The organism is Neobacillus sp. KR4-4, assembly GCF_042136325.1.
Classification (GTDB): domain Bacteria; phylum Bacillota; class Bacilli; order Bacillales; family Cytobacillaceae; genus Neobacillus.
Window position 1 is genome coordinate 55,705 of record NZ_JBHHJU010000012.1, and the last position, 22,430, is coordinate 78,134.

Here is a 22,430-nt window from a genome sequence, read left to right on the forward strand (position 1 = left end):
TCATTACATTCCATTTTTTCCTTTTCGAAACCAGCTAGTAGTATAATATTGAAGTTATGGATGAGGTTTTTAGAAAACATACAGAAGAAGGGAACGTTAAATGAACACATCATTAGAAATGCTTATTGATTTATTTGAACGGGCAGCTTTACTCTTGATTTGCCTATTCTTTATGATACGAATCCCACGATTTAAGGAATCGCTTCAAAAAGACCAGCATTCTGCCACTGAGCGTGTTGTCATTACACTTGTGTTTTGCTTATTTGCCATATTTGGTACGTATTCAGGGATCAATGTGGAAGGTTCACTGGTGAATGTCAGGATTATTGCGGTGGTTTCGGGTGGAATATTATTTGGACCATGGGTAGGAATTATTACCGGTATTGTGTCAGGAGTCCATCGATATGTCATTGATATTGGTGGGATCACTTCTATCCCGTGTCTGATTACGAGCATTTTTGCAGGGATTGTTTCGGGATATATTAATCGAAGAGTGAAACGGTCTTTACGCTGGATTTATGGAATAGGAGCCGGAATGTTGTCGGAAATTTTAACAATGGTGTTAATCCTAGTGATGGCAAATCCGTACGAACTAGGTTTGGACATTGTTTCAAAAATCGCCTTCCCGATGATTATTGGAGAGGTCAACATTGGTTTAATTGTTTTGCTTGTGATGAGCGTTGAAGGTGAAAAGGAAATGATTGCGGCGAGACAGGCGAAGTTAGCATTGGATATCGCGAACAAGACACTTCCCTACTTTCGGTCGATTAATTCGGATTCCCTGACAGAGATTTGTCGTATTATTAAAGATGATATCAAGGCCGACGCAGTAGCAATAACAGATACCCATAACGTTCTCACCTATGTGGGCTTTGGAGAAGAACGTTATGTTATTGGGCAGGAGATCATTAGTGATTTGACCAAAGAGGCCATTCACAGTGGGAAATTTATCATTCGGAATCAAGTTCAGGATCACCATACACCGCAAATTCACTCGCTACTCATTGTTCCTTTTGAGGAGCATGGTGAGGTCACAGGCACCCTTAAAATCTATTACCGGAAAGCTTATAAAATGACCTATTCACTGCAGACGATGGCGATCGGATTATCGCAAATCATCTCCACACTAATGGAGGTTTCCCGGATTGAACAAATTAGGGAAGCTGCGAACAAGGCAGAATTAAAGGCACTGCAAACAAAAATTAATCCGCATTTTTTGTTTAATGCCCTCAATGCCATTGCTTCCACTACACGCAAAAATCCGGACAAGGCGCGTGAGCTGATTATTAATCTTTCTGGCTATATGCGTTACAATTTAGAAGTTAGTGATGAATTGATTGATATCCATAAAGAATTGGCGCAAGTCCGAGATTACGTGGAAATAGAAAAGGCGCGTTTTGGGAGCCGATTAACAGTGGAATATGAGGTAGATGATGTGAATGTGTACATACCAAGTCTCCTCATTCAGCCTCTAGTCGAAAATGCCATTATCCATGGAGTCTTAAAGATAAAAGGACCCGGAAAGGTAACTATTTCGGTCAAGAATTTGGAAAACAAAGTAAGAATTAGTGTGAAAGATACCGGGGCCGGAATTAGCGAGGATGTCATCCATCATTTGCTCCATGATAATGTACCGGCCAACAAAATTGGCTTGTATAATGTTCACCAGCGAGTGAAACTCATTTATGGACATGGACTGGTCATTCACCGACTGTCACCTGGAACAGAAGTCTTTTTTGATATAGTAAAGGAGAACTTATGAGAGCGATTATTGTCGAGGATGAAATCCCTGCACGTGAAGAACTGGAGTATTTAGTTGAAGCCTATAGTGAAATTGAAGTGACCCATTCCTTTGACGATGGCTTAGATGTATTAAAATTTTTGCAGGAGAATGAAACAGATGTCATTTTTCTAGATATTAATATTCCTTCCCTTAATGGGATGTTGTTAGCGAGTACTATCAGTAAATTTTCAAAAAGGCCATATATTGTCTTTACAACAGCTTATAAAGAGCATGCTGCCCAAGCTTTTGAACTTGAAGCTTTTGATTATATTTTAAAGCCCTATGATGAGAAGCGGATTGCCGCGATGTTAAGCAGATTGGAATCTGCTTTTAAACGAGATCACGCTGAAACATTGCTCCCGGAGGGAACACTCGTATCTCATCCGTATCCGCTGGGAAAGCAAAGGGAAAACCCTTCACAGGCGTCTAATCGAATCAATTTGAAAAAGAACGATAAAATTATCGTAACAGACGCCAATGATATCTATTACGCGATTGCTAGTGAAAAAGTGACATTGGTGTATACGAAAGAGGAGGAGTACATCATGCCGATGAGCATCACGGAATTTGACGCACTTTTACCAGAGAACCTATTCTTTCGATGTCATCGTTCTTATACGGTTAACTTGACCAAAATTCGCGAAATCGTTCCTTGGTTTAATCAAACCTATATGCTTCGTTTAAAAGATCTTTCTGAGGAAATTCCGGTCAGTAGAAGTAAGGTGAAAGCGTTTCGACAAATTATGCATCTATAACCGCCATTCATTCCGAATAATAGGCATCTCATTCTGAAACCGATTTCTTTCTCTTTTTCGATGCTATGATGATGATGTAAACAAAATCAATTAAAGATTATTAATTGTAACATTATCATTTTTACATGGAAGAAAAGAGGAGATCGCAATGAAATCAAGAACAGATCGTCGATGGCTGATCGTGTTAGGAACGATTATTGTACAGATGGGTTTAGGTACCATTTATACGTGGAGTCTTTTTAACCAGCCGTTAGTAGAACTCTTTCATTGGAAGTTAAATTCAGTTGCTATTACGTTTTCTATTACCAGCTTCGCCTTGGCATTCTCTACGTTGTTTGCTGGAAAGCTGCAGGATAAATGGGGGCTTCGCCGTTTAATTGGTGTTGCAGGCTTTGTACTAGGAGCAGGATTAATTCTTAGTTCCCAAGTATCATCTTTATGGATGCTTTATATTTTAGTTGGTGTTGTCGTTGGGGCAGCAGACGGTACAGCTTATATTACGTCATTATCAAATTTAATTAAGTGGTTTCCAGAGAGAAAAGGACTTATTTCAGGAATTTCTGTTGGTGCGTACGGTACGGGAAGTTTGTTATTCAAATTTATAAACGGTTCACTGATTCAATCCGTTGGTGTGTCTCAAGCCTTTTTTTACTGGGGATTAATCGTCATGATATTAGTTGTGGGTGGCTCATTCCTAGTACGAGAAGCAAAAATGGGTCAAGCAGTGCAAACCCTTAGTGACAGCGTTCAAAAAGATTTCACTGTGAAAGAAATGCTTAAAACCAAGCAAGCTTATCTATTATTTGTCATTTTCTTCACTGCGTGTATGAGTGGATTATTCTTAATTGGAATCGTGAAGGATATTGGCGTGAGAATGGCTGGACTTGATGTGGAAGCGGCTAGTAATGCTGTGGCATTAGTTGCTATCTTTAATACAAGCGGTCGTATCATTCTCGGGGCTTTATCGGATAAAGTCGGTCGTTTACGAGTGGTCTCATTTGCTCTTCTTGTAACTGCAGCAGCTGTGACCGTATTAAGCTTTGTCCAACTTAATTATGCCTTGTTCTTTGCCTGTGTTGCCGGGATTGCCTTCTGTTTTGGCGGGAATATTACGATCTTCCCGGCCATTGTCGCTGATTTCTTTGGCTTAAAAAATCAAAGCAAAAATTACGGCATCATTTATCAAGGTTTCGGAATCGGAGCCATTTCTGGATCATTTATTGCTTCTGCCTTAGGTGGTTTTATTCCTACATTTAAGCTTATAGCGGTACTGAGCGTTGTATCCTTACTCATCGCCATGACCATTAAGGCACCGAATGTTGGGAATCCAAAAACGAAGAAAAAAACCAATCATGGGAAGGTTCACAATCTTTCACCAGAGACACGAGCAAGTTAATAGTGAACGTTATTAAAAGGCGGCAGCGAACCCAAAGGGGTCGTTGCCTTTCGTGTTTTCTTGGAAAAATGTCTCCATTTCATTAGAGTAAAAAATAATCCAGTGAATGAAAAAATTGTTTTTACAAAATATAAAAAAGCAACAGTTCATTAACTAGGAGGTTTGACAATGCCTAAAGTTGAAGTATCTTGTTCAATCGCCAACTGTTCGTTTTATGGAGAAGGTAATGTATGTACAGCAGATAAAATTATGGTTGAAATTGATAACCACGCCCGCTATGATACAGAATTTTCTTCCGAATTAGGTGAAAAGAATCATGTGGATACGGCAGGTACCTCAGCCGAAACCTGTTGTAAAACCTTCAAACCAAAAAGCAAAAATAGTTAACTTCTTCTGTTGTAAAAAAGACGGACTTGGGCTTCCCAAAAGGAAGAACCAGCTCCGTCTATTTTTTATTGGTTTGTTTATTTTTAATTATTTTCCAGCACACAGGATTATTCAAAAAATAATAAAATATAATAAATGAAAAGAAAAAATAGGCGGGATAACATGATGAAAAAGATGGCTTATTTGATCGCTGTATTGTTGGTTTCAATGGGATTAGCTGCTTGTACTTCACAACAGGATGTGGAAAGTGAAAAACCACCGGTAATAGAACCAGATGGAGAAAATCCGTCAAATCCCAATGGACCTGTTTCAGAGGAACCGGAGGAAGAAGTATATCACAATGAAGTCTTTAAAGATGTCGTCGTTACAGAAAAGGCTGATACAATCCTTGTAACAGGGAAAGCCCAAGTCTTTGAAGGGGTCTTTCAATATGCTCTATATGATGGAGAAAAAGTCATTAAAGAAGGGAACTATCAGACAGAGGGCGCACCAGCTTGGGGTGAATTTGAAATCACATTTGCCAAGGAGTCACTATCTACAACTGCAGGTAAATTAGAATTATTTGTATATTCCGCAAAAGATGGTTCAAAAATAAATACGTTAGAAATTCCAATAGCCTTAGATAATTAAGGCTATTGGAATTTCTAAGATTAACGTTTTTTTGCACTAAGGGTCATTTTATCTATTACAGCAGCCACCATAATCCCAATTGCATACCGAATCAAATCCACTGTAAGGAAACCTTGACCAAGTATTAACGCTCCAATCAATGTACCGCGCAGATGATTAATCCATTCTGCTTGATAGAGTTGACTGAATTCGATGCCATAACTGAATAATAAACTAAGGATGATGGCTGTTAGGAGGCTCTTTCGCACCAGCAAGAAACGAAATCCGAAATAAACCATCATCGCCCACAGTGCATCCCCGGCATTCTCCGCAACAAGGATCGGAAGCAGTTGAGAGAATTTTCTTGAGGCCAGGCCAAGTATGATGGTGAGAATAACAGCGAACACATAACCCAACCTCATGTAAGATGATTTATTAGATTTTTGATGGTGGTCACTAGTCATACGAATCACTCTTTTCTTCTCATACCTTTTAGGTTGAATATACTTGTATTTTTGGATTGTAGCAATGAAAAAAAGAGTTTAATAAATGAGAGCCATTCATAAGAATTAAGCTGCCATCTCGGTGGCTTTTTTTAAGTAAGAATATATTAAAAGAAGGAATGACAACCCACAATCAAGAATAGAAATAGGTGAAGATGAACAGGGGTGAAATGAATGCTTACACGTGAAGATCTATTGGAAATTAAAGAGCTTCAGGGGGGGTGTGAAGAAGAGGGTGGATTCAACCTGAAGCTAAATTTTGATATGCTTGAAAATCGGATTGGAAAACAAAAAAAAGACTTATTTCATTATGAAGACGGGAAGCTTGTCGGCTTTCTTGGCATCTATGGTTTTGGAGATAAAGTAGAAATATGTGGAATGGTGCACCCCGATTACCGAAGAAGAGGAATTTTTTCTGAGTTGATGGAAAGGGGCCTGCTAGAGTCGGAAAAACGATATCCTACGATTTTGTTAAATGCTCCAACAAAATCTCAATCAGCCAAGCAGTTTTTGAAAAGAGTTCCATGTGCTTTTTCAATTGCTGAGTATCAAATGAAATGGCAGGAAACGCAATTGTCTGAGGACCCGACTGTTACCTTGCGTCCGTCAATTTCTCCAGAGGATTGGGAAGCCGAAATCCAACTCGATTTTTTAGGGTTCGGAATCAACGAAGAGGCGGCACGAGCGTTTAATCAAACGATTAGGGAAACCAGCGGTGACGAACGTTTCATTATTGAAGCGGAAGGAAAAACTGCCGGAAAAATACGCGTTTCCGAATCGAATGGTGAAGCCTGGATCTATGGTTTTGCCATTTTTCCTGAACTCCAGGGAAAGGGGATTGGAAGAAAAGCCTTATCGAATGTAGTCATTAGGGAGCATCAAAAAGGATTACCTATTTTTCTCGAGGTAGAGGCTAAAAATGCCAATGCGCTTAGGCTCTATGAATCATGTGGATTTAGAAGCTACCATTCTCAAGATTACTATTTATATGAAAAGTAATTTCAAGTAAAACATAGTGGAATTTTAAAGAAAGATGCTTTGTATTGCATCTTTTTTTATGGACTTATTAGATTGTTGATTTTCAAATTCGCTCATTGGAGTCCGAAATTCGCCCATTGAAGCACCAAATTCGCCCAAAAGCTCTACAATGATGATTATTTAACAATAAATTTACATAGAATTTTTAAAGGGTTTCATTCATTTTTGCCTAATTCTATACGTAAGAAATAATAAAGGGAGGAATTGGAGAGAATGAAACGACAAAAAACCTTTTTTATTTTTAAAGATTTAATATTTGAGGTCAAAAAGCCCGAAATTTCACTCAAACAAATCAGAGTTTCAGAGATTAAATTTGAAAATGAGGAATATAAAGCACTTCGCAAAAAATTCGATGAAGATCTGTTTACGATAGAAAAAAAACCTGAGGGTTGGTTTATTAGGGAGAAAGAGTAAGACCTTCTCGTTTGAGGAGGTTTTTTCATGTAAGGATATCACAATTACGCTAAAAAAGGGTTAGTCTCTCATTCCTTCGAGGGACTAACCCCTTTTTTGGTATTTTCGAAAATGGGTAAGAGGTACACCTTTTCCGGAAGAACGGAAAATTCCTGTTTTTCGGAAAAGGGACATAGATTTAATTCCGAAAAAGCGGAAAATATTTATTTTATTTAACCAAGAATGTGAAAGTACTTAAGGACTTCTTCCCTTATTCCTTCATTCTGAATAATAAAATAGATTTGGCATAAAACTTGCTTCTTAAATGAGTATCATCGATTTTATAGAATAGGAGGTTAGAAAATTGTAAACGTTTTCTGTGAATGGGTTGTTCCAATCATATATGTCGATAAAGGAATGCCTTATTGGAATGTTCAGCAGGCATGATTCTATAAAAAAGGAGAAACGAGAATGAAGAATGGAAAAATAATGGATTCGTTTGATCAAGCCATCGAGGATATCCATGACGGAGCCACGATTATTGTCGGAGGGTTCGGTCTATGCGGGATCCCTGAAAAGGCGATTCTGGCTTTAAGAGATAAAGGAGTTAAAGACTTAACAATTGTCAGTAATAATTGTGGTGTCGATGACTGGGGTCTCGGATTATTACTGGCGAATAAACAAATTAAAAAAATGATTTCTTCCTATGTGGGCGAGAACAAGATTTTTGAACGGCAATTTTTAAGCGGGGAATTAGAAGTGGAACTCGTGCCACAAGGTACCCTGGCAGAACGAATCCGTGCAGGCGGGGCCGGTATTCCTGGATTTTATACTGCGACAGGGGTGGGAACTCCGATCGCCGAAGGAAAGGAACACAAAAATTTTGACGGAAAAACCTATATCCTTGAAAAAGCAATTGTTGGCGACTTTTCCTTAGTAAAGGCATGGAAAGCGGATTCGCTAGGGAATTTAGTTTACCACAAAACAGCTAGAAATTTTAACCCGTTGGCAGCAATGGCTGGAAAAATCACGATTGCAGAAGTAGAAGAAATTGTCGGTGCTGGTCAGTTAAATCCCGACCACATTCATACACCAAGCGTGTATGTTCAGCGACTTTTAGCAGGGGAAGGTTATGAAAAGAGAATTGAGAGACGGACGGTTATTCAAGCATAAGGAGGAGAATTTTCAATGGATGTACGTCAAAGGATTATCAAGCGGGCGGTGCAGGAAATAAAAGATGGGATGAATGTCAATTTGGGTATTGGAATACCTACGCTTTTAGCAAATGAAATACCTGCTGATTATAGCGTTTTACTTCAATCAGAAAATGGTCTTTTGGGGATCGGGCCCTATCCGGATGAGGAACAAGTGGATCCTGATTTAATCAACGCTGGGAAAGAAACAGTGACAGCAGTGAATGGCGCCTCTTATTTTGATAGTGCCGAGTCCTTTGCTATGATCCGCGGCGGCCATATTGATTTAGCCATTCTTGGCGGTATGGAGGTTTCAGAAAACGGTGATCTTGCCAACTGGATGATCCCAGGGAAAATGGTAAAGGGTATGGGCGGAGCGATGGACCTTGTCAATGGGGCAAAGCGCATTGTTGTGATTATGGAACATGTCAATAAATATGGCGAGTCTAAAATTAAGGAAGAATGCACCCTGCCTTTAACAGGGAAAGAGGTTCTCCATCGCTTAATCACTGAGTTAGCTGTCTTTGATTTTACGCCTGAAGGAATGGTCTTAGTGGAAACTCAAGAAGGAGTTAGCCTGGAGGAAGTTAAGGGAAAAACAGAAGCTTCATTTACAATTTGTCCGGAATTGCTCGTTAACTCTGTATCTGTGTAAATCAAAAATCAGAATTAAGAATCGGAGGGGATTTTTTGGTGAAACGTAAACTCTTAGCGATAGCTGCTGCCTCTGCTTTAATGTTTCCGCTTGTTCCTCAAACATATTTGCAAAAAAATGTTTCCGCATCGAATTCTCCTGTGGTACCGGGGGCACAAGAAGTTACGGTGAGCAAATATGATGGGACAAACGGAAACTGGTTAACAACAAAAAATCCGTCTCAATATGCTGCTGCCACTGTCTTTGGGAATATAGGGCTCGCTCCTTATAATTGGGGGAATAAGGAAGAGGGAACAGGTTGGCATCGCATGTACAACCCTGCGTCAGTAAGCGGCGTTCAAGTCAACGGTATGTTTGACGATGCCAAATTTGTCATTCGTGTACCAGACAACTGGAATGGGAAATTAGTTGTAGGGGGAATCCCTGCAACTCGAAATGAAACGGCGACTGATTTACTGTTTAGTGATTATGTTTTAGCAAAAGGTTATGCGTTTGCGGCAACAGATAAAGGGACACAAGGGGAAATGGACACTAACGATCCATTCGCCAAAGCAAAGAACGCCTTAGCTGCAGAGGATGACAGCGTTTCTGAATGGAATCAGCGCTTTCGCCAATTGACCATTGCAGCGCAAAAATACTTAATTGAAAATTATCGGGATCAACTGATTAAAGAGAAAGATCGGAAGAATCCAGCCAGCAAATTGATAACAAAAAAACACAAAGTGCCTACCTATGCGATGGGAATTTCAAATGGCGGTTATGTCGTCCGTTATGCACTGGAACACGACGGTCCAGATAAGACCGGGGAACCTGCACTATATGATGGCGGAGTGGATTGGGAAGGCGTGTTATGGCGTGCGAAGGATCCGAATTTAATTAGTTCGTTAACCCCAGTCGTTAATCATGCGGAGAAAGCCCTTTACGGTACGGGTAAAGAAAAGCAAACGGCAATGGAAGAAATGTATAAAGCTGGTTTACCTAGAGGCTCTGAAAAACTGTGGAGTTATCATGATCAAGTCTACTGGTTCCTCACCTTAAATATTTATCGGGATGAACTTGACCCAACCGCACCTAACCAAATTGACTGGAGAAACTATTTGAATTATAAGCTGGATGGTACTCGTGATCGAACTTACGATAACATTTTTAAGGATTACAATTATATGTTACGCCCAAGCGCAGTCAAACAAAATGTAAAAGCAATTGAAAATACGGGCGATATTGATGTGCCGTTGATTAGTATAACTGGTTCCTGGGACTCGTTAATTTTTCCGTCCATCCATGCGGATGCTTACGACAAGCTAGTAAACAAAGTCGGAAAGGGCAAATTACACAGACTCTATACCGTTGAAAAAGGAAACCATGTCGACAGCTTGGTCTGGAACAATCCAACGGATCCGAATAAAGAGCTGCAGCCATTGCTTCCGTATGCCCACCAAGCTTTTGACTTACTCGTGGACTGGGTGGAACATCATAAAAAGGCACCTAAAAGTAAAGTCATTCCATCCCCACAAGATCCTACAAAAGTATTAGATATTAAGACTGGTAAAGAAGTGAATCCGAAGTAAAAAGAACTACTTTCTAATCAGCGAAGAATAATCTCCACGCTATTCTGCAAACTATGAATGCAAAAATAGCGTGAAGGGATATCAAACATGAGAAAACATTTGGTGATTGTATACAGTTTGTTGTTTATCATCCTATTTACTAGTCTTCCTGCTCATGCCACTGAGTATAAGCCAAGAAATATATATGTTGTAAAGCAAGGCGATTCGTTACCGCGAATCGCTGTTCAATTTGGAACCTCCGTCAATGACTTAAAAGGGGCCAATGGATTGCAGTCGAATTCAGTATTGGTTGGCCAAAAATTGTGGGTTCCAATCACTTACGAAGTGGTGGCTGGGGATACACTGAGAGGAATAGCGTCGGCATTCCATTCTTCCGTCCATCTTATTAAAGCCAAAAATCGACTTTCTACTGAACGACTGTTTATTGGGCAAATATTAAAGATCCCTCCTAAAAAAATGACGATGCAAGGGCAGCATATTTTGTTGACACGGGAGGAATTTAGGGATTGGTTATTTCATGCACAGATTAATAGGAAAGTGACGCTCATCCAACAGCATCACACCTGGCAGCCGTCTTACAAGCAATTTAATGGGTCCAATCATTTTCAGATGTTGATGGGAATGGAAAATTTCCACAAGCGAAAAATGGGCTGGAGTAATATCGCTCAAAATATTACCACCTTTCCGGATGGAAAAATAGCCGTTTCTAGACCCTTTAACATAGCCCCCGAAGGTACCATAGGGCCAAGGGCGAATGCCACAGGAATCGCAATTGAAAATGTTGGCAACTTTGATAAAGGTCATGATGTGATGACAGAGGCACAGAAGGAAACGATTGTGTATATTTCAGCGGCCCTGTCGATTAAATTCGGTCTGACGCCGTCCATTGACAGTATTACTTATCATCATTGGTGGAATCTACGAACGAAGGAACGAGTGCTGGACAGGGGTCCAAATTATAATGTAAAAACGTGCCCGGGAACTGGATTTTTCGGCGGGAATTCCACTGCCAGTGCTATTCATAACTTTTATCCGCTCGTTTCACGGAAAATGCAAGAAATATTAGCCTCAAGGCATTAGAGAGAGTATTCATGAGGGCAAAATTGGTATATAGGATTTTGTCTTCGTGAACACGACTTGTGATTTTTCGATGAGTATTTATATGTTTAGCCTATTTTTTTGTTAAAAATCCAGAAAACACGAACATTAACATATTTTTATTTGAAAATATTCACCTTTTTGTTGTCAATCCATATTAAGTTTGTTATATTAAAAAAGTAATAACTGACATATCCTTACTCGTATAAACTCGGAAATATGGTCTGAGTGTCTCTACCTGGTTCCCATTGAAAGAACTAGACTACGAGTTAAAGTATTCGGCTTCGCTTAGGCGTTTTTTGTGACTTGGCCATTCATTAATTTAGCAAAGATTTATTCTTATTGCTAGATTATCAATACTTTGACTTTCGTAGGTCTAGAAGGTAGATATCAATCTACATTTCTAGACCTTTTTCTTTGGACAAGGCTACCCGAGTGGATCAAACATCAAAAGAAATGGGAGAGGTTTTTATGAAAAACAAAAGCTTAAAGAGGTTCGTTCCATTAGCTGTTATTGCTGTACTATTCTTATCGCTCTTTGCATTCCGTAATTCTACTTTACTAGTAGAAGAAAAAGTAGAAGGGGCAGCAAGGCCTATCCTCATTCAAGGCCCGATGCCTATTGAAGCCGAAAAGTTTGCACAAAAATTAGAAAAAGTGAAAGTAGAAAAGTCAGGAACGTTTGTCTTTTACAAAGGAAAGGTGAACAATTATCCTGTCATCGTTGCTAAAACAGGTAAAGGAATGGAAAATACAGCGGCTGCAACAGCATTAGCCATTGAAAAATACAACCCGATTGCGATTATTAATCAAGGGACATCAGGTGGGCATGACCCAAGTTTGAACGTATTTGATATTGTTTTAGGAAAGAGAACAACAAATATTGGTTCCTTAAAAACAGGTAATATGGCAGAAAATGAAGGTATGGATCCATCGATTTGGAAGCCTATGGACTTGATGGCTTCTGAAGGCAGCGGGTCAGATCCGAATGCAGAAAAAGTTCGTTACTACTATGGCGACGAGAAGCTTCTTGCAGCAGCTAATGCCGTAAAAGATAAATACACCAAAGGTAAAGTGGTTGAAGGGACCATCGGTTCAGCAGATGTCTGGAACAATGAAGTCGATCGGATTAAATGGTTCCATACAAATTATGGTACATCTGTTGAGGAAATGGAAGGTGCGGCCGCAGCACAAATTGCTGATGCGTATGATGTCGCATTCTTGGGTATTCGCGTTCTTTCTAATAATAAAACAAATGGCGGAGCATACAACCCCAATACAGCTGAGGCTAATCAAGACTATGTTTACGAAGTGGTTAAAAAGTATATTGCAACAGTGCAAAAAAAATAATACGGTTTTAAATAAAGAACGCACATTTGGCTGGTCCAAAATGTGCGTTTTCTTTTACTTGATTTTTAAAAGCTAATGATTCTCAATCATTAAAGATATTCAAGACTAGTGGTGATTTCATTCATTAATTTTCCAAAATGTTAACCTACGAAGTTGTATGTATTTCTATTTTTGTGTCTGCACAGTATAATCAGGGATGGGAGTTGAGATAGATGAATAAAAACGACGTCGCTGCTATTCGCAAGCAATTTAAATTAAATAATGATCTCTTGGCCATTCATGAAATCTACAATGTCTATGTTCAGAAAGAATCAGGGGAGATTTATCATCACGTTTGTCAACCGTTTCAAATGTTAGAACTAGAAACACAAGAATTGTTTTTAGGAAATTTTAAAAAGGTTTTGACCGGTCAACTTGATTCCAAACTGTTCGAGCTAAAATTCCAGCGTGATGCTGAAGACAGCACTCAGTCGATTCTCTATGATGGGTTACAGGCTGACACAACCGAAGATTGGCTGGAATACATGTTCGCTATGGTTGGAAAAATGTTTGCTCATACGGTGTATGAATTTGATACGGTCGTGACGTTTATCCGCGGAGAATATCGTAAACCGACGAGGAAGCGGGATTCAGAATCAGAAGAAGGCGGGGATGACGAAGTCTATTCCAACCATTTCATTCTTTGCAGTCTTAATAGAACGGATCAGCCGAAAAAGGCCTTGCTATTTGATTATGTCGAGAAAGAATTTAAATCGAATACGGTCTTTGATCCAATCATTAATTTGCAATCTCCAATGTCTGGCTTTCTTTTCCCTGCATTTAATGACAATTCTTCAGACGTAAACCATATTCTTTATTGTGCGGGGAAAGCCAATGAACCGGATTTTACGTTTATTGAACAGGTCCTTAATTGTGAGGAAATCATCACGGCAGACGAAGATAAAGATGGTTTTGAACTGATTTTAAAAAAAGTAATTGGGGATCAAGTGGATTCCAAAGTCATTTCCAATGTTTATGAGGAAATTGATAAAGTGATCCAAGAGAATGAAGAAAACGAAGAAAGTGCAGCCCCTATGTTGGATTATAAAGACATTGGACGCATCTTAGAAGTAAGCGGGGTCGAAAACGTAGATACTGCCCAAGTGGAACATGCCTTTAAAGATGTGCTGGCAGACGAAACCCATGAGTTCAAAGCAAGCAATTTAATTCCTAAAAAGATAAAGATCGATACAAATGTGGCAAATTTATCTATCGACCCAAAAGACCTTAAAAACATAAAATATATTATGTATCAAGGAAAACGATGCCTACTGTTGGAGATCGATGAAGATGTCATCGTGGAAGGTTTTCGACTAGAAACAGAAACATTGTAGCTTTATAGGGACAGGCTCCTTAAACTTTAAAAAAGAGAGTCAAAAACAACGGATTTTCAATTGTTTTTGGCCTCTCTTTTTATGTTTACGATAATTGATATATTCTTATATGAAAAGTTTTAATACCATCATTACCAACCCGGCTATCAATGCTGATATAGGCAATGTAATCACCCACGTTGTAACTATTCGTATCGCGACTCCCCAGTTCACACCCTTAAACCGCTTGGACGATCCCACGCCTAATATCGCAGATGAAGACACATGTGTCGTTGATACGGGGAGTCCAAACATGGTTGCCCCTTGTAAAACGGCAAATGAGGTTAAATCTGCGGCAAATCCATTGATTGGTTTTACTTTGAAGATTTTTTTAGCAACGGTTTTAATAATCCGCATTCCACCAATCATGGTACCAAGACCGATAGTACCAGCACAGAGGACTTGTACCCAAAACGGGACATCCAATGTCGATTGGAATCCGCCTGCCACCAAAGCGAAGACAATGATCCCCATCGTTTTTTGGCCATCGTTTCCTCCGTGAGAAAATGCCGCTAGCCCAGAGGCGATGATTTGGAATCCCCGAAAGCCTCTCGTTGCTCGATATGGATTGGCATTCTTAAAGATAATCGCTAATATTTTCATGATGATAAATCCAACACCAAATGCTAAAAAGGGCGAAATGATTAGGGCTTTAATAATATCGGTGAATCCTTCCCAGTTTATTGCATCAAAACCGGATCCAAATATAACTGCACCTGCCACTGAACCGATTAACGTATGGGAAGATGAAGAAGGAATCCCATAGTACCAGGTTAAAAGGTTCCAAAAAATCGCGGCAATCAGTGCAGCAATGACGATTAACAATCCATTTTCTATTTGGAAAGGATCGGCAATCTTTCCGCCTATTGATTTCGCAACCGCTTGTGAAGTTAAAGCACCGACAAAGTTTAAGGCGCCTGCATAGAAAACGGCAAATCGCGGTGATAAGGCCTTTGTAGAAACTGACATCGCAATGGCGTTTGCGGTATCATGGAAACCATTAATGAATTCGAAGATTAACGCAAGTATAAGGATGATAACGATAATCGTCATTTATTCCTCCAAAATGGACTGACTTGAATTTACCTAAGTTTTATCAGGAAGGTGATTATGCATTTTTCATGATAATACTTTCCAATGTATTGGCGACGACTTGACAGAAGTCTGCAATGTTTTCAAGTTCTTCATAGATTTCTTTATATTGAATAATACGAATCGGATCTTTTTCATTTGCAAACAAATGTGTAATGGATTCACGTAATATCGCATCGCATTTCGATTCCAAATCTTTTATGGTAATTGCATGCTCCCTCATATTTTGTAATTTCTTTGATGCCAGCATTTCAACAGCTGTTTCAATTTCAATCGCACAGCTTCGGATGGCTTCAACAAACCGAAGCATATAATCATCAGCATTAATAATTGAATACATTTCAAACAAGGCAGCAGTATGTTCTAAGCCATCTAAAACATCATCCATACTCATTGTCAGTGTTAAAATATCCTCACGTTCGATAACGGTGATAAACGCATTATGTAAATCTTTGATCACTTCATGGACTAAAGAATCCCCCTTGTTTTCATATTCCTTCATTTTTTCGGAAAAAATCTTCAGGTCACTTACATTTTTCAGTTTATAATCAGCAAAATAGTTTGCACTTTCTTTTAAATTCGTCGCAATATTTCCCAAATAAACGGCAAACTTGTCTTTTTTTCGTGCCATAGTATGACCTCCACATTTTTGTTAATTATACAAACTTAATATTTCCTAATTGGACTGTACGATTCAAGCTTATGAGGGAATTCAATTTTATCTCAGCAATTAATGAGGATGGAATTGCATTAAAGTATTCCATTACTGTAGATACTATCTTTGTGTTTTATCAGATTTTTGCAGTCATATTTTAAGGAAAGGAGGGTATAAAATGAAGTTTCCACATGATTTTTTATTCGGAGCAGCTTCTGCTTCGTATCAAATAGAAGGTGCATGGAATGAAGATGGGAAAGGTGTTACCAATTGGGATGTCTTTTCAAAGCTTCCAGGGAAAACATATGAAGGGACGAACGGAGATGTAGCGATTGATCATTATCATCGTTATAAAGAAGATATTAAATTAATGGCAGAGATGGAGCTTGAATCGTATCGGTTTTCGATTTCTTGGGCGAGGATATTACCAACAGGGGACGGGGACGTTAATGAAAAAGGCTTGGAATTTTATAATAATATCATTAATGAATGTTTAAAGTATGGAATCGTTCCTTTTGTTACCCTGTATCATTGGGATTTGCCATTGACGCTCGAAGAAGACGGAGGATGGACGAATAAACGAACAGCAGAAGCTTTTGTGAAGTATGCAGAAGTGTGTTATCAGGCATTCGGGGATCGTGTCAAACATTGGATTACCTTTAATGAAACAGTGATGTTTACAGGATTAGGCTATTTAAAAGGAGCACATCCACCTGGAATTCAAAACGATGAGAAAAAATACTTCCAAGCAACGCATTATGTGTTTTATGCCCATGCAAAAGCGGTAGAAGTTTATAAGGAACTGAATCAGTACGGAGAGATCGGGATTACCCATGTGTTCTTACCTGCCTTCAGTGTCGATAATCAATCTGAGAATGTATTGGCAGCAAGACATGCCAATGAATATGAAACTTTTTGGTTCTATGACCCTATTTTAAAAGGAGAATATCCGTCCTATGTGGTTGAGCAGTTAGAGGAGAAGGGCTGGACACCAATCTGGACAGAAGAAGAGCTTAATGCGTTAAAAAGAAATGCAAGTAAAAATGATTTTATTGGACTTAATTACTATCAGCCAATCCGAGTGGAAAAAAATCATGAAACTGCATCATCGTTGGAACACTCACGAGAAACCTCTACTTTAGCACCAGGAAACCCGTCTTTTGATTATTTCTATCGAACTGTGAAGATGGAGGATAAAACCTATACAAAATGGGGCTGGGAAATCTCGCCGGAAGGATTCTTAGACGGCCTGCATATGCTAAAAGATCGTTATGGTGATATTAAAATGTATGTCACTGAAAATGGCCTGGGTGATGAAGATCCGATCATCGAGGGTGAAATTGTTGATGTGCCACGGATAAAATATATTGAGGAACATTTGAAAGTCGTTAAGCGTGCGATTAAAGAAGGCATCCATCTGAAAGGGTATTATGCCTGGTCTGTGATTGATCTTTTGAGCTGGTTAAATGGGTATAAAAAACAATACGGATTTATCTATGTGGATCATAAGGATCACTTAAACCGAAAGAAAAAGCTTTCATTCCATTGGTATAAGCATATTATTGAGACTCGGGGAGAAGAGTTGTAGAGAAAAGAATCCCTTGATTCTTTAATAGTTAACCAGCAAAAGAAATAAGCGGAGAATTTCCGGTTAAATGAAGAATGGAGCTCGTTTCGGGGTAAATAAGCGGAGTTTTTCCTGTTATGCAAAGAAAAATCTCACTTTTTCAAATTTTTTGAGTAAATAGGCGGAATCTCTCCGCCTATTTATGCCTTTTTTAATGATAATTACGAATTAAGCGGAAATTTTCCGTCTATTTACCAGATTGGGGCCTAACACATGACTTATAATAACCGGAAACCTCTTGAATTGTTTTTACATACTTCGTATGTGACATGCGCCCTTCATCATACATTTTTAAATAGGGATCTTAAAAACGGATTTCAATAGTATAACGCACCTGCTATAAGAAACTGAGGGAAGGAAAATGAAAACATAGGAGGGGCTGAGTATGAAATTCACGATCCAGTATATTCCTCTAACCAAGATTAAGCCAGATTTATCGATGAAAATTACAGAGCACCTTAAGAGACTGCAGAGAGTCATGTGGGATTGCATGTTTGTGTTGGTTGTCAAAAAAAATCGCAAAGATGGCAATTATATTATTGTTAGCGGGCAAGATCGATTCGAATCCCTTAAAAAACATACGAAAAATATTTACGCTCCCTGTATAGTCGATAAAAGCAGTAGTTCCACTGGAATGTTCTCGTGGTTTCATCGATTCCGTAACAAACAACCCCTGGATGACTTTCCTTTAATGCCGGCCAGCTGGTCAATCGTCCGCTCATTTTTAAAGCAAGAACCTCGTTTTAAACAACTATCGCGGTCCGAACAAATCCGAGTTCTTTTTATTGCTGCGCATTACAAGAAAACCGTTATTTATTCCATGAGAACCACCGTGAATGAGATTCTAAGAAGTAAAAATTGATTCCCACAACAAAAAACAAGCCCGATTTTGCTTCGTGATTGAAGCGGAAATCGGGCTTTTCATTTCAAAAGCTTTCTTCTAAAAAAAAGGTGCACTGTCATGGACTCTTGGAGGGATTTATGGATGAACTATTACTGTTGACAGGTATGTTATTATAAACTTATTCTGAAAATTCCCAACAACCGGAGGATAAAAAGACTTGAAACGGATACATTATAGTTGGTTTATTTTATTGATCACATTTTTTTCTATTATCGTAGCAGGAATTGTTCGATCCTCCTCAGGGGTCTTGATTGTCCCTTTGGAAAATGCCTTCGGATGGGATCGTTCACTAATCTCGATGGCGTTTGCCCTTAACCTGCTGCTATACGGGTTTTCTGGCCCTTTTATGGCGGCGCTGTTAGAGGAAATTGGTTTAAAGAAAATGATGGTTTTGGCGATGTCTACACTAATGGTTGGAGTTTTGCTGACTCTTTTTATGACGGAACCTTGGCAATTAATGATCATTTGGGGAGTAATCATTGGCCTTGGATCGGGGCTGTTCTTAACGATATTAAGCCCTTATGTTGCCAATCATTGGTTTGAAAAAAGAAGGGGACTTGCAGTTGGCATTTTGACTGCGAGTACAGCGACAGGACAACTAATCCTTCTACCGCTGTTAGCGATTATTATCGAAGAATCTTCCTGGAAATGGGCAATTGGTTTTATTCTTATCCTGAGCTTCATTATGTTGATTATCATCCTACTCTTTATGAAGAATTCACCAAAAGAAATAGGGCTGCTTCGTTATGGATTAGAAAAAGAACCGCCTGGACAGCAAGTCGTTGTAAAGAATAATCCAATCATTATCGCCTTTCGTACATTGTTTGAAGCAGTAAAAGTGAAGGAATTTTGGTTACTTGCAGGCAGTTTCTTTATTTGCGGGCTTTCAACAAGTGGATTAATTGGTACTCATTTTATTTCTTATTGTATTGGCTTTGGATTTACGGCCGTCACGGCGGCTTCGATGCTTTCGTTTATGGGGATTTTTGATTTAATTGGAACCACTCTTTCTGGATGGCTTTCGGATCGGTTTGATAACCGGTGGCTGCTGTTTTGGTATTACGGTTTAAGAGGGGCTTCACTCGTCTTACTTCCCTTAGCACTAGCCAAAGGTTCAATTACGCTACTTATTATTTTTTCCGTTTTTTATGGATTAGATTGGATCGCAACTGTACCACCAACGATTAACATTTCACGGCAAATTTTTGGGATTGAAAAAAGTGTCGTGGTTTATGGCTGGATCTTTGCTGCCCACCAATTAGGTTCTGCTGTGGCAGCCGGTGGAGCAGGGATTATCTATAATATCTTCACATCCTATACATGGGCCTTTGTTCTAGCAGGAATGTTTTGCTTGTTAGCCAGCCTATTTGTGATTGTAATAAAAAAACAAAATGTAAAAGTTGAAGTGAGTCAAACTTATAAAGCCTAAGACAAAGGGCCGTAATCGCAAAACAACTACAAACATTAAATAATAAAATTAACTCGATACAAGTAAAAAAGCATTTCTTTGCAAAGAAGGAATGCTTTTTACTATTTAAAAATAAAAGAATATACTTATAACAACAAGTATATAATTAAAACCAATAAGTTTTTATTGATAAACGATAAATAATGATATAAAATCAGATTATAATTAATTATGTGAGGTGCTTTTATGAAACAAGTTACGACACTCTTCTTAAAGGTAGCTGTTATTTTTATAGGAATTCCAGTTCTTGCGTTGTGCATCTTTTTGGTACCTGAGCTTGGAAATCTTGCAGCAAAATTGCTACCTGATTTTTCTTCTATAAAATATTTCGTTTCCATTATTTTTTATGCATCAGCGATTCCTTTTTACTTTGCTTTGTACCAAGCATTCAAACTGTTACGCCATATTGACAAAAATGAAGCTTTCTCCGAATTGTCTGTAAATGCATTAAAGAAAATCAAACAATGTGCCATCACAATCAGTATCTTGCATGTACTCGTCTTACCGCTATTCTATCTCTTTGCGGATAAAGACGACGCCCCAGGTGTCATCTTTGTCGGATTGATTGTTCCCTTTGCTTCACTTGTGATTGCAGTTTTTGCAGCTGTTCTCCAGAAGCTTTTGAAAGAAGCGATTGATATAAAATCAGAAAATGATTTAACGGTCTGAGGTGAGAACAATGGCGATAATAATCAATATTGATGTGATGCTGGCGAAAAGGAAAATGAGCGTAACTGAACTTTCGGAGAGGGTTGGGATTACAATGGCGAACCTTTCCATTCTAAAAAATGGGAAAGCAAAAGCGGTTCGTTTTTCCACGCTAGAAGCAATATGTAAAGCGTTGGATTGTCAACCTGGAGATATTTTAGAGTACAAAAGCGATGAAACCCCTTAAAATAATACGTTAAAAAAGGAGAAACATGATGGAATGTTTCTCCTTTTTATATAGGATTTTAAGCAAAGACGTAAAAGAGCCATACATCATTCTAGGGCTGCTCCTTCAGTCTTTACAAATGCCTCAATAAACGACAACCGGATCATAAGTGCTGAGATTGTCATATACCGTTTTCATAACGCTAGGCGGGGTGTTGACACAGCCATGGGATCCATTGCTTTTATAGATATTACCACCAAAGTTTGACCTCCAGTTGGCATCGTGGAATCCCTGCCCGTCATTCGTAAAAGGGACCCAATATTGAACCGGTGTCTGATAGGTAATTTTTCCGTTTTCTCTGCCCGTTAGGACAGCAGGTGTTTGCTTATAAAGGATATACCACACTCCTGGTGATGTATCATGTTGGGTACTATGATTGCCTGTAACCACATTCGTTGTGACGACTAACTTCCCATTTTTGTAAATCCAAATTCGCTGCGCTGCTATGGAGACCTCAGCATACGTATTGCCAATCCCATTGTTCTTGACAGTGTCATATCCGTAGCCTTCACCTTTCCATCCATTTCCGTAAATATTCGAGGCGGAAACTGATTTCTTCCCACTTTCAAAAGCTTTCACAATACGGGGGATTTCTTTATCAACATTTATGGCCCAGCCATAGCCTTTTCCTTTAACCGATATGACCGAACCTGAATGGTTCTTGAATGTGAAATCCTTGTTTAGTGTGGACTGAGAATGGTTAATTTCAGCAATCTTTTTCTTAACCTCACCCTCATCATTAATCTTAATCTGCAAATCTTTTGTAATAGATGCATTTTTAATTAATTCTTTTGCGGATAACTTAAAAACTTTGTTCTGTACTTTATAATCAACGGTCTGCACAAGGAATTCTTCTAGCATTTTCTGTTGATTTTTTATAAACTCGCTGTATTCTTTAATGGGCTGTATGTAGACTGGATTGAGATAGATTTCACTAACATAATTGTGTTTTTCAAAGTCCTTCAAAAGACTAGGGACATCATACTGATCTCCGCTAACGCTGTTAGTGACAACTATTTGACCTTTTACTAAACGAACCTCCGCATCTTTTGGCTTTTTTAACGTTTGATTCATGGCTAACAGCTTTTCTTCCACTTGCTTTTTCAACGTTTCGTTTCGATATTGATCTTGTTTACTAGGCCATAAGGAATATTTATTCGCTTTTGATGAAGGAAAAAACGTCCACTGGCCCTTTAGTATTTTTTTGACTTGGGGCAGGTCACTTTTCATAAATCTCATTTTTGTATCTTTTCCATCGAAAACTTGTTGATCACCGACATAGACGGTATTTTTCAATATAGTAGTTTTTAATTTCTTTAATGCCTGATCAGCGGTCATTCCACCCACGTTTATCCCATTAATCTTGATATTTGAATTAAAATGGTTTGCTTGATAGTACCAGATTGCTGCAATCAAGAGTATGATCATGAAGAGAAGACTTCCGGTAATAAACCTCCAGTTTGCGAACCACTTTACTGAATTTTCGAGTTTTAAGTCCATTTCTTTAGTTACTGCTGTGCTTTCCATAAAGTTCCCTCCTAAATCTGATGATATCCAAGCTTTAAATATTTCATTCTCTTAAACTATGTATTTATGTCATAGATTACAGT

22 protein-coding genes and 1 riboswitch are annotated in these 22,430 nt (G+C 38.7%); of the genes, 18 read left to right on the forward strand and 4 right to left on the reverse strand.

From position 1 onward, the window contains the following. The first annotated feature begins 100 nt into the window (after positions 1–100). From ACE198_RS13985 to ACE198_RS14005, 5 genes are all read left to right on the forward strand, one after another. A complete protein-coding gene (locus ACE198_RS13985; protein WP_375375967.1) occupies positions 101–1,762 on the forward strand; it encodes a LytS/YhcK type 5TM receptor domain-containing protein in 1,662 nt (553 codons plus the stop codon). Further along, positions 1,759–2,538, forward strand: coding sequence for a LytR/AlgR family response regulator transcription factor (locus ACE198_RS13990; RefSeq protein ID WP_375375968.1), 780 nt, complete (start codon positions 1,759–1,761; stop codon positions 2,536–2,538). The genes ACE198_RS13985 and ACE198_RS13990 overlap by 4 nt, the downstream gene beginning before the upstream one ends. A gap of 148 nt (positions 2,539–2,686) precedes the next feature. After that, positions 2,687–3,934 (forward strand): L-lactate MFS transporter, encoded by a 1,248-nt coding sequence (locus ACE198_RS13995; RefSeq protein ID WP_375375969.1) that lies wholly within the window; start codon positions 2,687–2,689, stop codon positions 3,932–3,934. 168 nt (positions 3,935–4,102) lie between these two features. After that, complete coding sequence (locus ACE198_RS14000) at positions 4,103–4,321, forward strand: DUF1540 domain-containing protein (RefSeq protein ID WP_098574695.1); 219 nt, start codon at positions 4,103–4,105, stop codon at positions 4,319–4,321. Between the two features lie 162 nt (positions 4,322–4,483). Then, on the forward strand, positions 4,484–4,951 hold the full coding sequence (locus ACE198_RS14005; protein WP_375375970.1) for a Gmad2 immunoglobulin-like domain-containing protein: 468 nt from the start codon (positions 4,484–4,486) through the stop codon (positions 4,949–4,951). 20 nt (positions 4,952–4,971) lie between these two features. On the opposite strand, the gene ACE198_RS14010 is transcribed toward ACE198_RS14005, so the two are convergent. Beyond that, a complete protein-coding gene (locus tag ACE198_RS14010; protein WP_257148530.1) occupies positions 4,972–5,394 on the reverse strand; it encodes a ribosomal maturation YjgA family protein in 423 nt (140 codons plus the stop codon). Positions 5,395–5,607: 213 nt separating this feature from the next. On the opposite strand from ACE198_RS14010, the gene ACE198_RS14015 reads away from it, so the two are divergent. From ACE198_RS14015 to ACE198_RS14050, 8 genes are all read left to right on the forward strand, one after another. After that, a complete protein-coding gene (locus ACE198_RS14015; RefSeq protein WP_375375971.1) occupies positions 5,608–6,432 on the forward strand; it encodes a GNAT family N-acetyltransferase in 825 nt (274 codons plus the stop codon). Between the two features lie 252 nt (positions 6,433–6,684). After that, positions 6,685–6,885 (forward strand): hypothetical protein, encoded by a 201-nt coding sequence (locus tag ACE198_RS14020; RefSeq protein WP_375375972.1) that lies wholly within the window; start codon positions 6,685–6,687, stop codon positions 6,883–6,885. A gap of 450 nt (positions 6,886–7,335) precedes the next feature. Further along, positions 7,336–8,037: a CoA transferase subunit A gene (locus ACE198_RS14025; RefSeq protein WP_375375973.1), complete on the forward strand. Its 702-nt coding sequence runs from the start codon at positions 7,336–7,338 to the stop codon at positions 8,035–8,037. Between the two features lie 15 nt (positions 8,038–8,052). Further along, positions 8,053–8,712: a 3-oxoacid CoA-transferase subunit B gene (locus tag ACE198_RS14030; RefSeq protein ID WP_375375974.1), complete on the forward strand. Its 660-nt coding sequence runs from the start codon at positions 8,053–8,055 to the stop codon at positions 8,710–8,712. 38 nt (positions 8,713–8,750) lie between these two features. Beyond that, complete coding sequence (locus tag ACE198_RS14035; protein ID WP_375375975.1) at positions 8,751–10,280, forward strand: alpha/beta hydrolase; 1,530 nt, start codon at positions 8,751–8,753, stop codon at positions 10,278–10,280. Between the two features lie 87 nt (positions 10,281–10,367). Next, positions 10,368–11,360 carry a LysM peptidoglycan-binding domain-containing protein gene (locus tag ACE198_RS14040; protein ID WP_375375976.1) on the forward strand — a complete coding sequence of 331 codons (993 nt, stop codon included), beginning with the start codon at positions 10,368–10,370 and terminating at the stop codon, positions 11,358–11,360. A gap of 199 nt (positions 11,361–11,559) precedes the next feature. Then, a riboswitch (purine riboswitch) is annotated at positions 11,560–11,663 on the forward strand. Positions 11,664–11,849: 186 nt separating this feature from the next. Beyond that, positions 11,850–12,728, forward strand: a complete 879-nt coding sequence (locus ACE198_RS14045) for a 5'-methylthioadenosine/S-adenosylhomocysteine nucleosidase (protein ID WP_375375977.1) — start codon at positions 11,850–11,852, stop codon at positions 12,726–12,728. Between the two features lie 212 nt (positions 12,729–12,940). Next, a complete protein-coding gene (locus ACE198_RS14050) occupies positions 12,941–14,101 on the forward strand; it encodes a DUF4317 domain-containing protein (RefSeq protein ID WP_098574687.1) in 1,161 nt (386 codons plus the stop codon). Between the two features lie 105 nt (positions 14,102–14,206). Here ACE198_RS14050 and ACE198_RS14055 read toward each other — a convergent pair whose 3' ends face one another. Then, a complete protein-coding gene (locus tag ACE198_RS14055) occupies positions 14,207–15,193 on the reverse strand; it encodes an inorganic phosphate transporter (protein WP_375375978.1) in 987 nt (328 codons plus the stop codon). Positions 15,194–15,248: 55 nt separating this feature from the next. Further along, positions 15,249–15,863, reverse strand: coding sequence for a DUF47 domain-containing protein (locus ACE198_RS14060; protein WP_375375979.1), 615 nt, complete (start codon positions 15,861–15,863; stop codon positions 15,249–15,251). A 202-nt stretch (positions 15,864–16,065) separates the two neighbouring features. Between ACE198_RS14060 and ACE198_RS14065 the strand changes: the two genes are divergently transcribed. The 5 genes from ACE198_RS14065 (at position 16,066) to ACE198_RS14085 (ending at position 20,781) form a co-directional block, all read left to right on the forward strand. Next, positions 16,066–17,475 (forward strand): glycoside hydrolase family 1 protein, encoded by a 1,410-nt coding sequence (locus tag ACE198_RS14065; RefSeq protein WP_375375980.1) that lies wholly within the window; start codon positions 16,066–16,068, stop codon positions 17,473–17,475. 424 nt (positions 17,476–17,899) lie between these two features. After that, positions 17,900–18,376, forward strand: a complete 477-nt coding sequence (locus ACE198_RS14070; protein WP_098574683.1) for a hypothetical protein — start codon at positions 17,900–17,902, stop codon at positions 18,374–18,376. A 199-nt stretch (positions 18,377–18,575) separates the two neighbouring features. Continuing rightward, complete coding sequence (locus ACE198_RS14075) at positions 18,576–19,847, forward strand: MFS transporter (protein ID WP_098574682.1); 1,272 nt, start codon at positions 18,576–18,578, stop codon at positions 19,845–19,847. Positions 19,848–20,072: 225 nt separating this feature from the next. Continuing rightward, positions 20,073–20,555 carry a DUF2975 domain-containing protein gene (locus tag ACE198_RS14080; RefSeq protein WP_098574681.1) on the forward strand — a complete coding sequence of 161 codons (483 nt, stop codon included), beginning with the start codon at positions 20,073–20,075 and terminating at the stop codon, positions 20,553–20,555. 10 nt (positions 20,556–20,565) lie between these two features. Next, positions 20,566–20,781 (forward strand): helix-turn-helix domain-containing protein, encoded by a 216-nt coding sequence (locus tag ACE198_RS14085; RefSeq protein ID WP_098574680.1) that lies wholly within the window; start codon positions 20,566–20,568, stop codon positions 20,779–20,781. A gap of 123 nt (positions 20,782–20,904) precedes the next feature. Here the strand turns inward: ACE198_RS14085 and ACE198_RS14090 are convergent, their stop codons facing one another. Then, positions 20,905–22,347, reverse strand: coding sequence for a L,D-transpeptidase family protein (locus ACE198_RS14090; protein ID WP_375375981.1), 1,443 nt, complete (start codon positions 22,345–22,347; stop codon positions 20,905–20,907). Positions 22,348–22,430 lie beyond the last annotated feature (83 nt).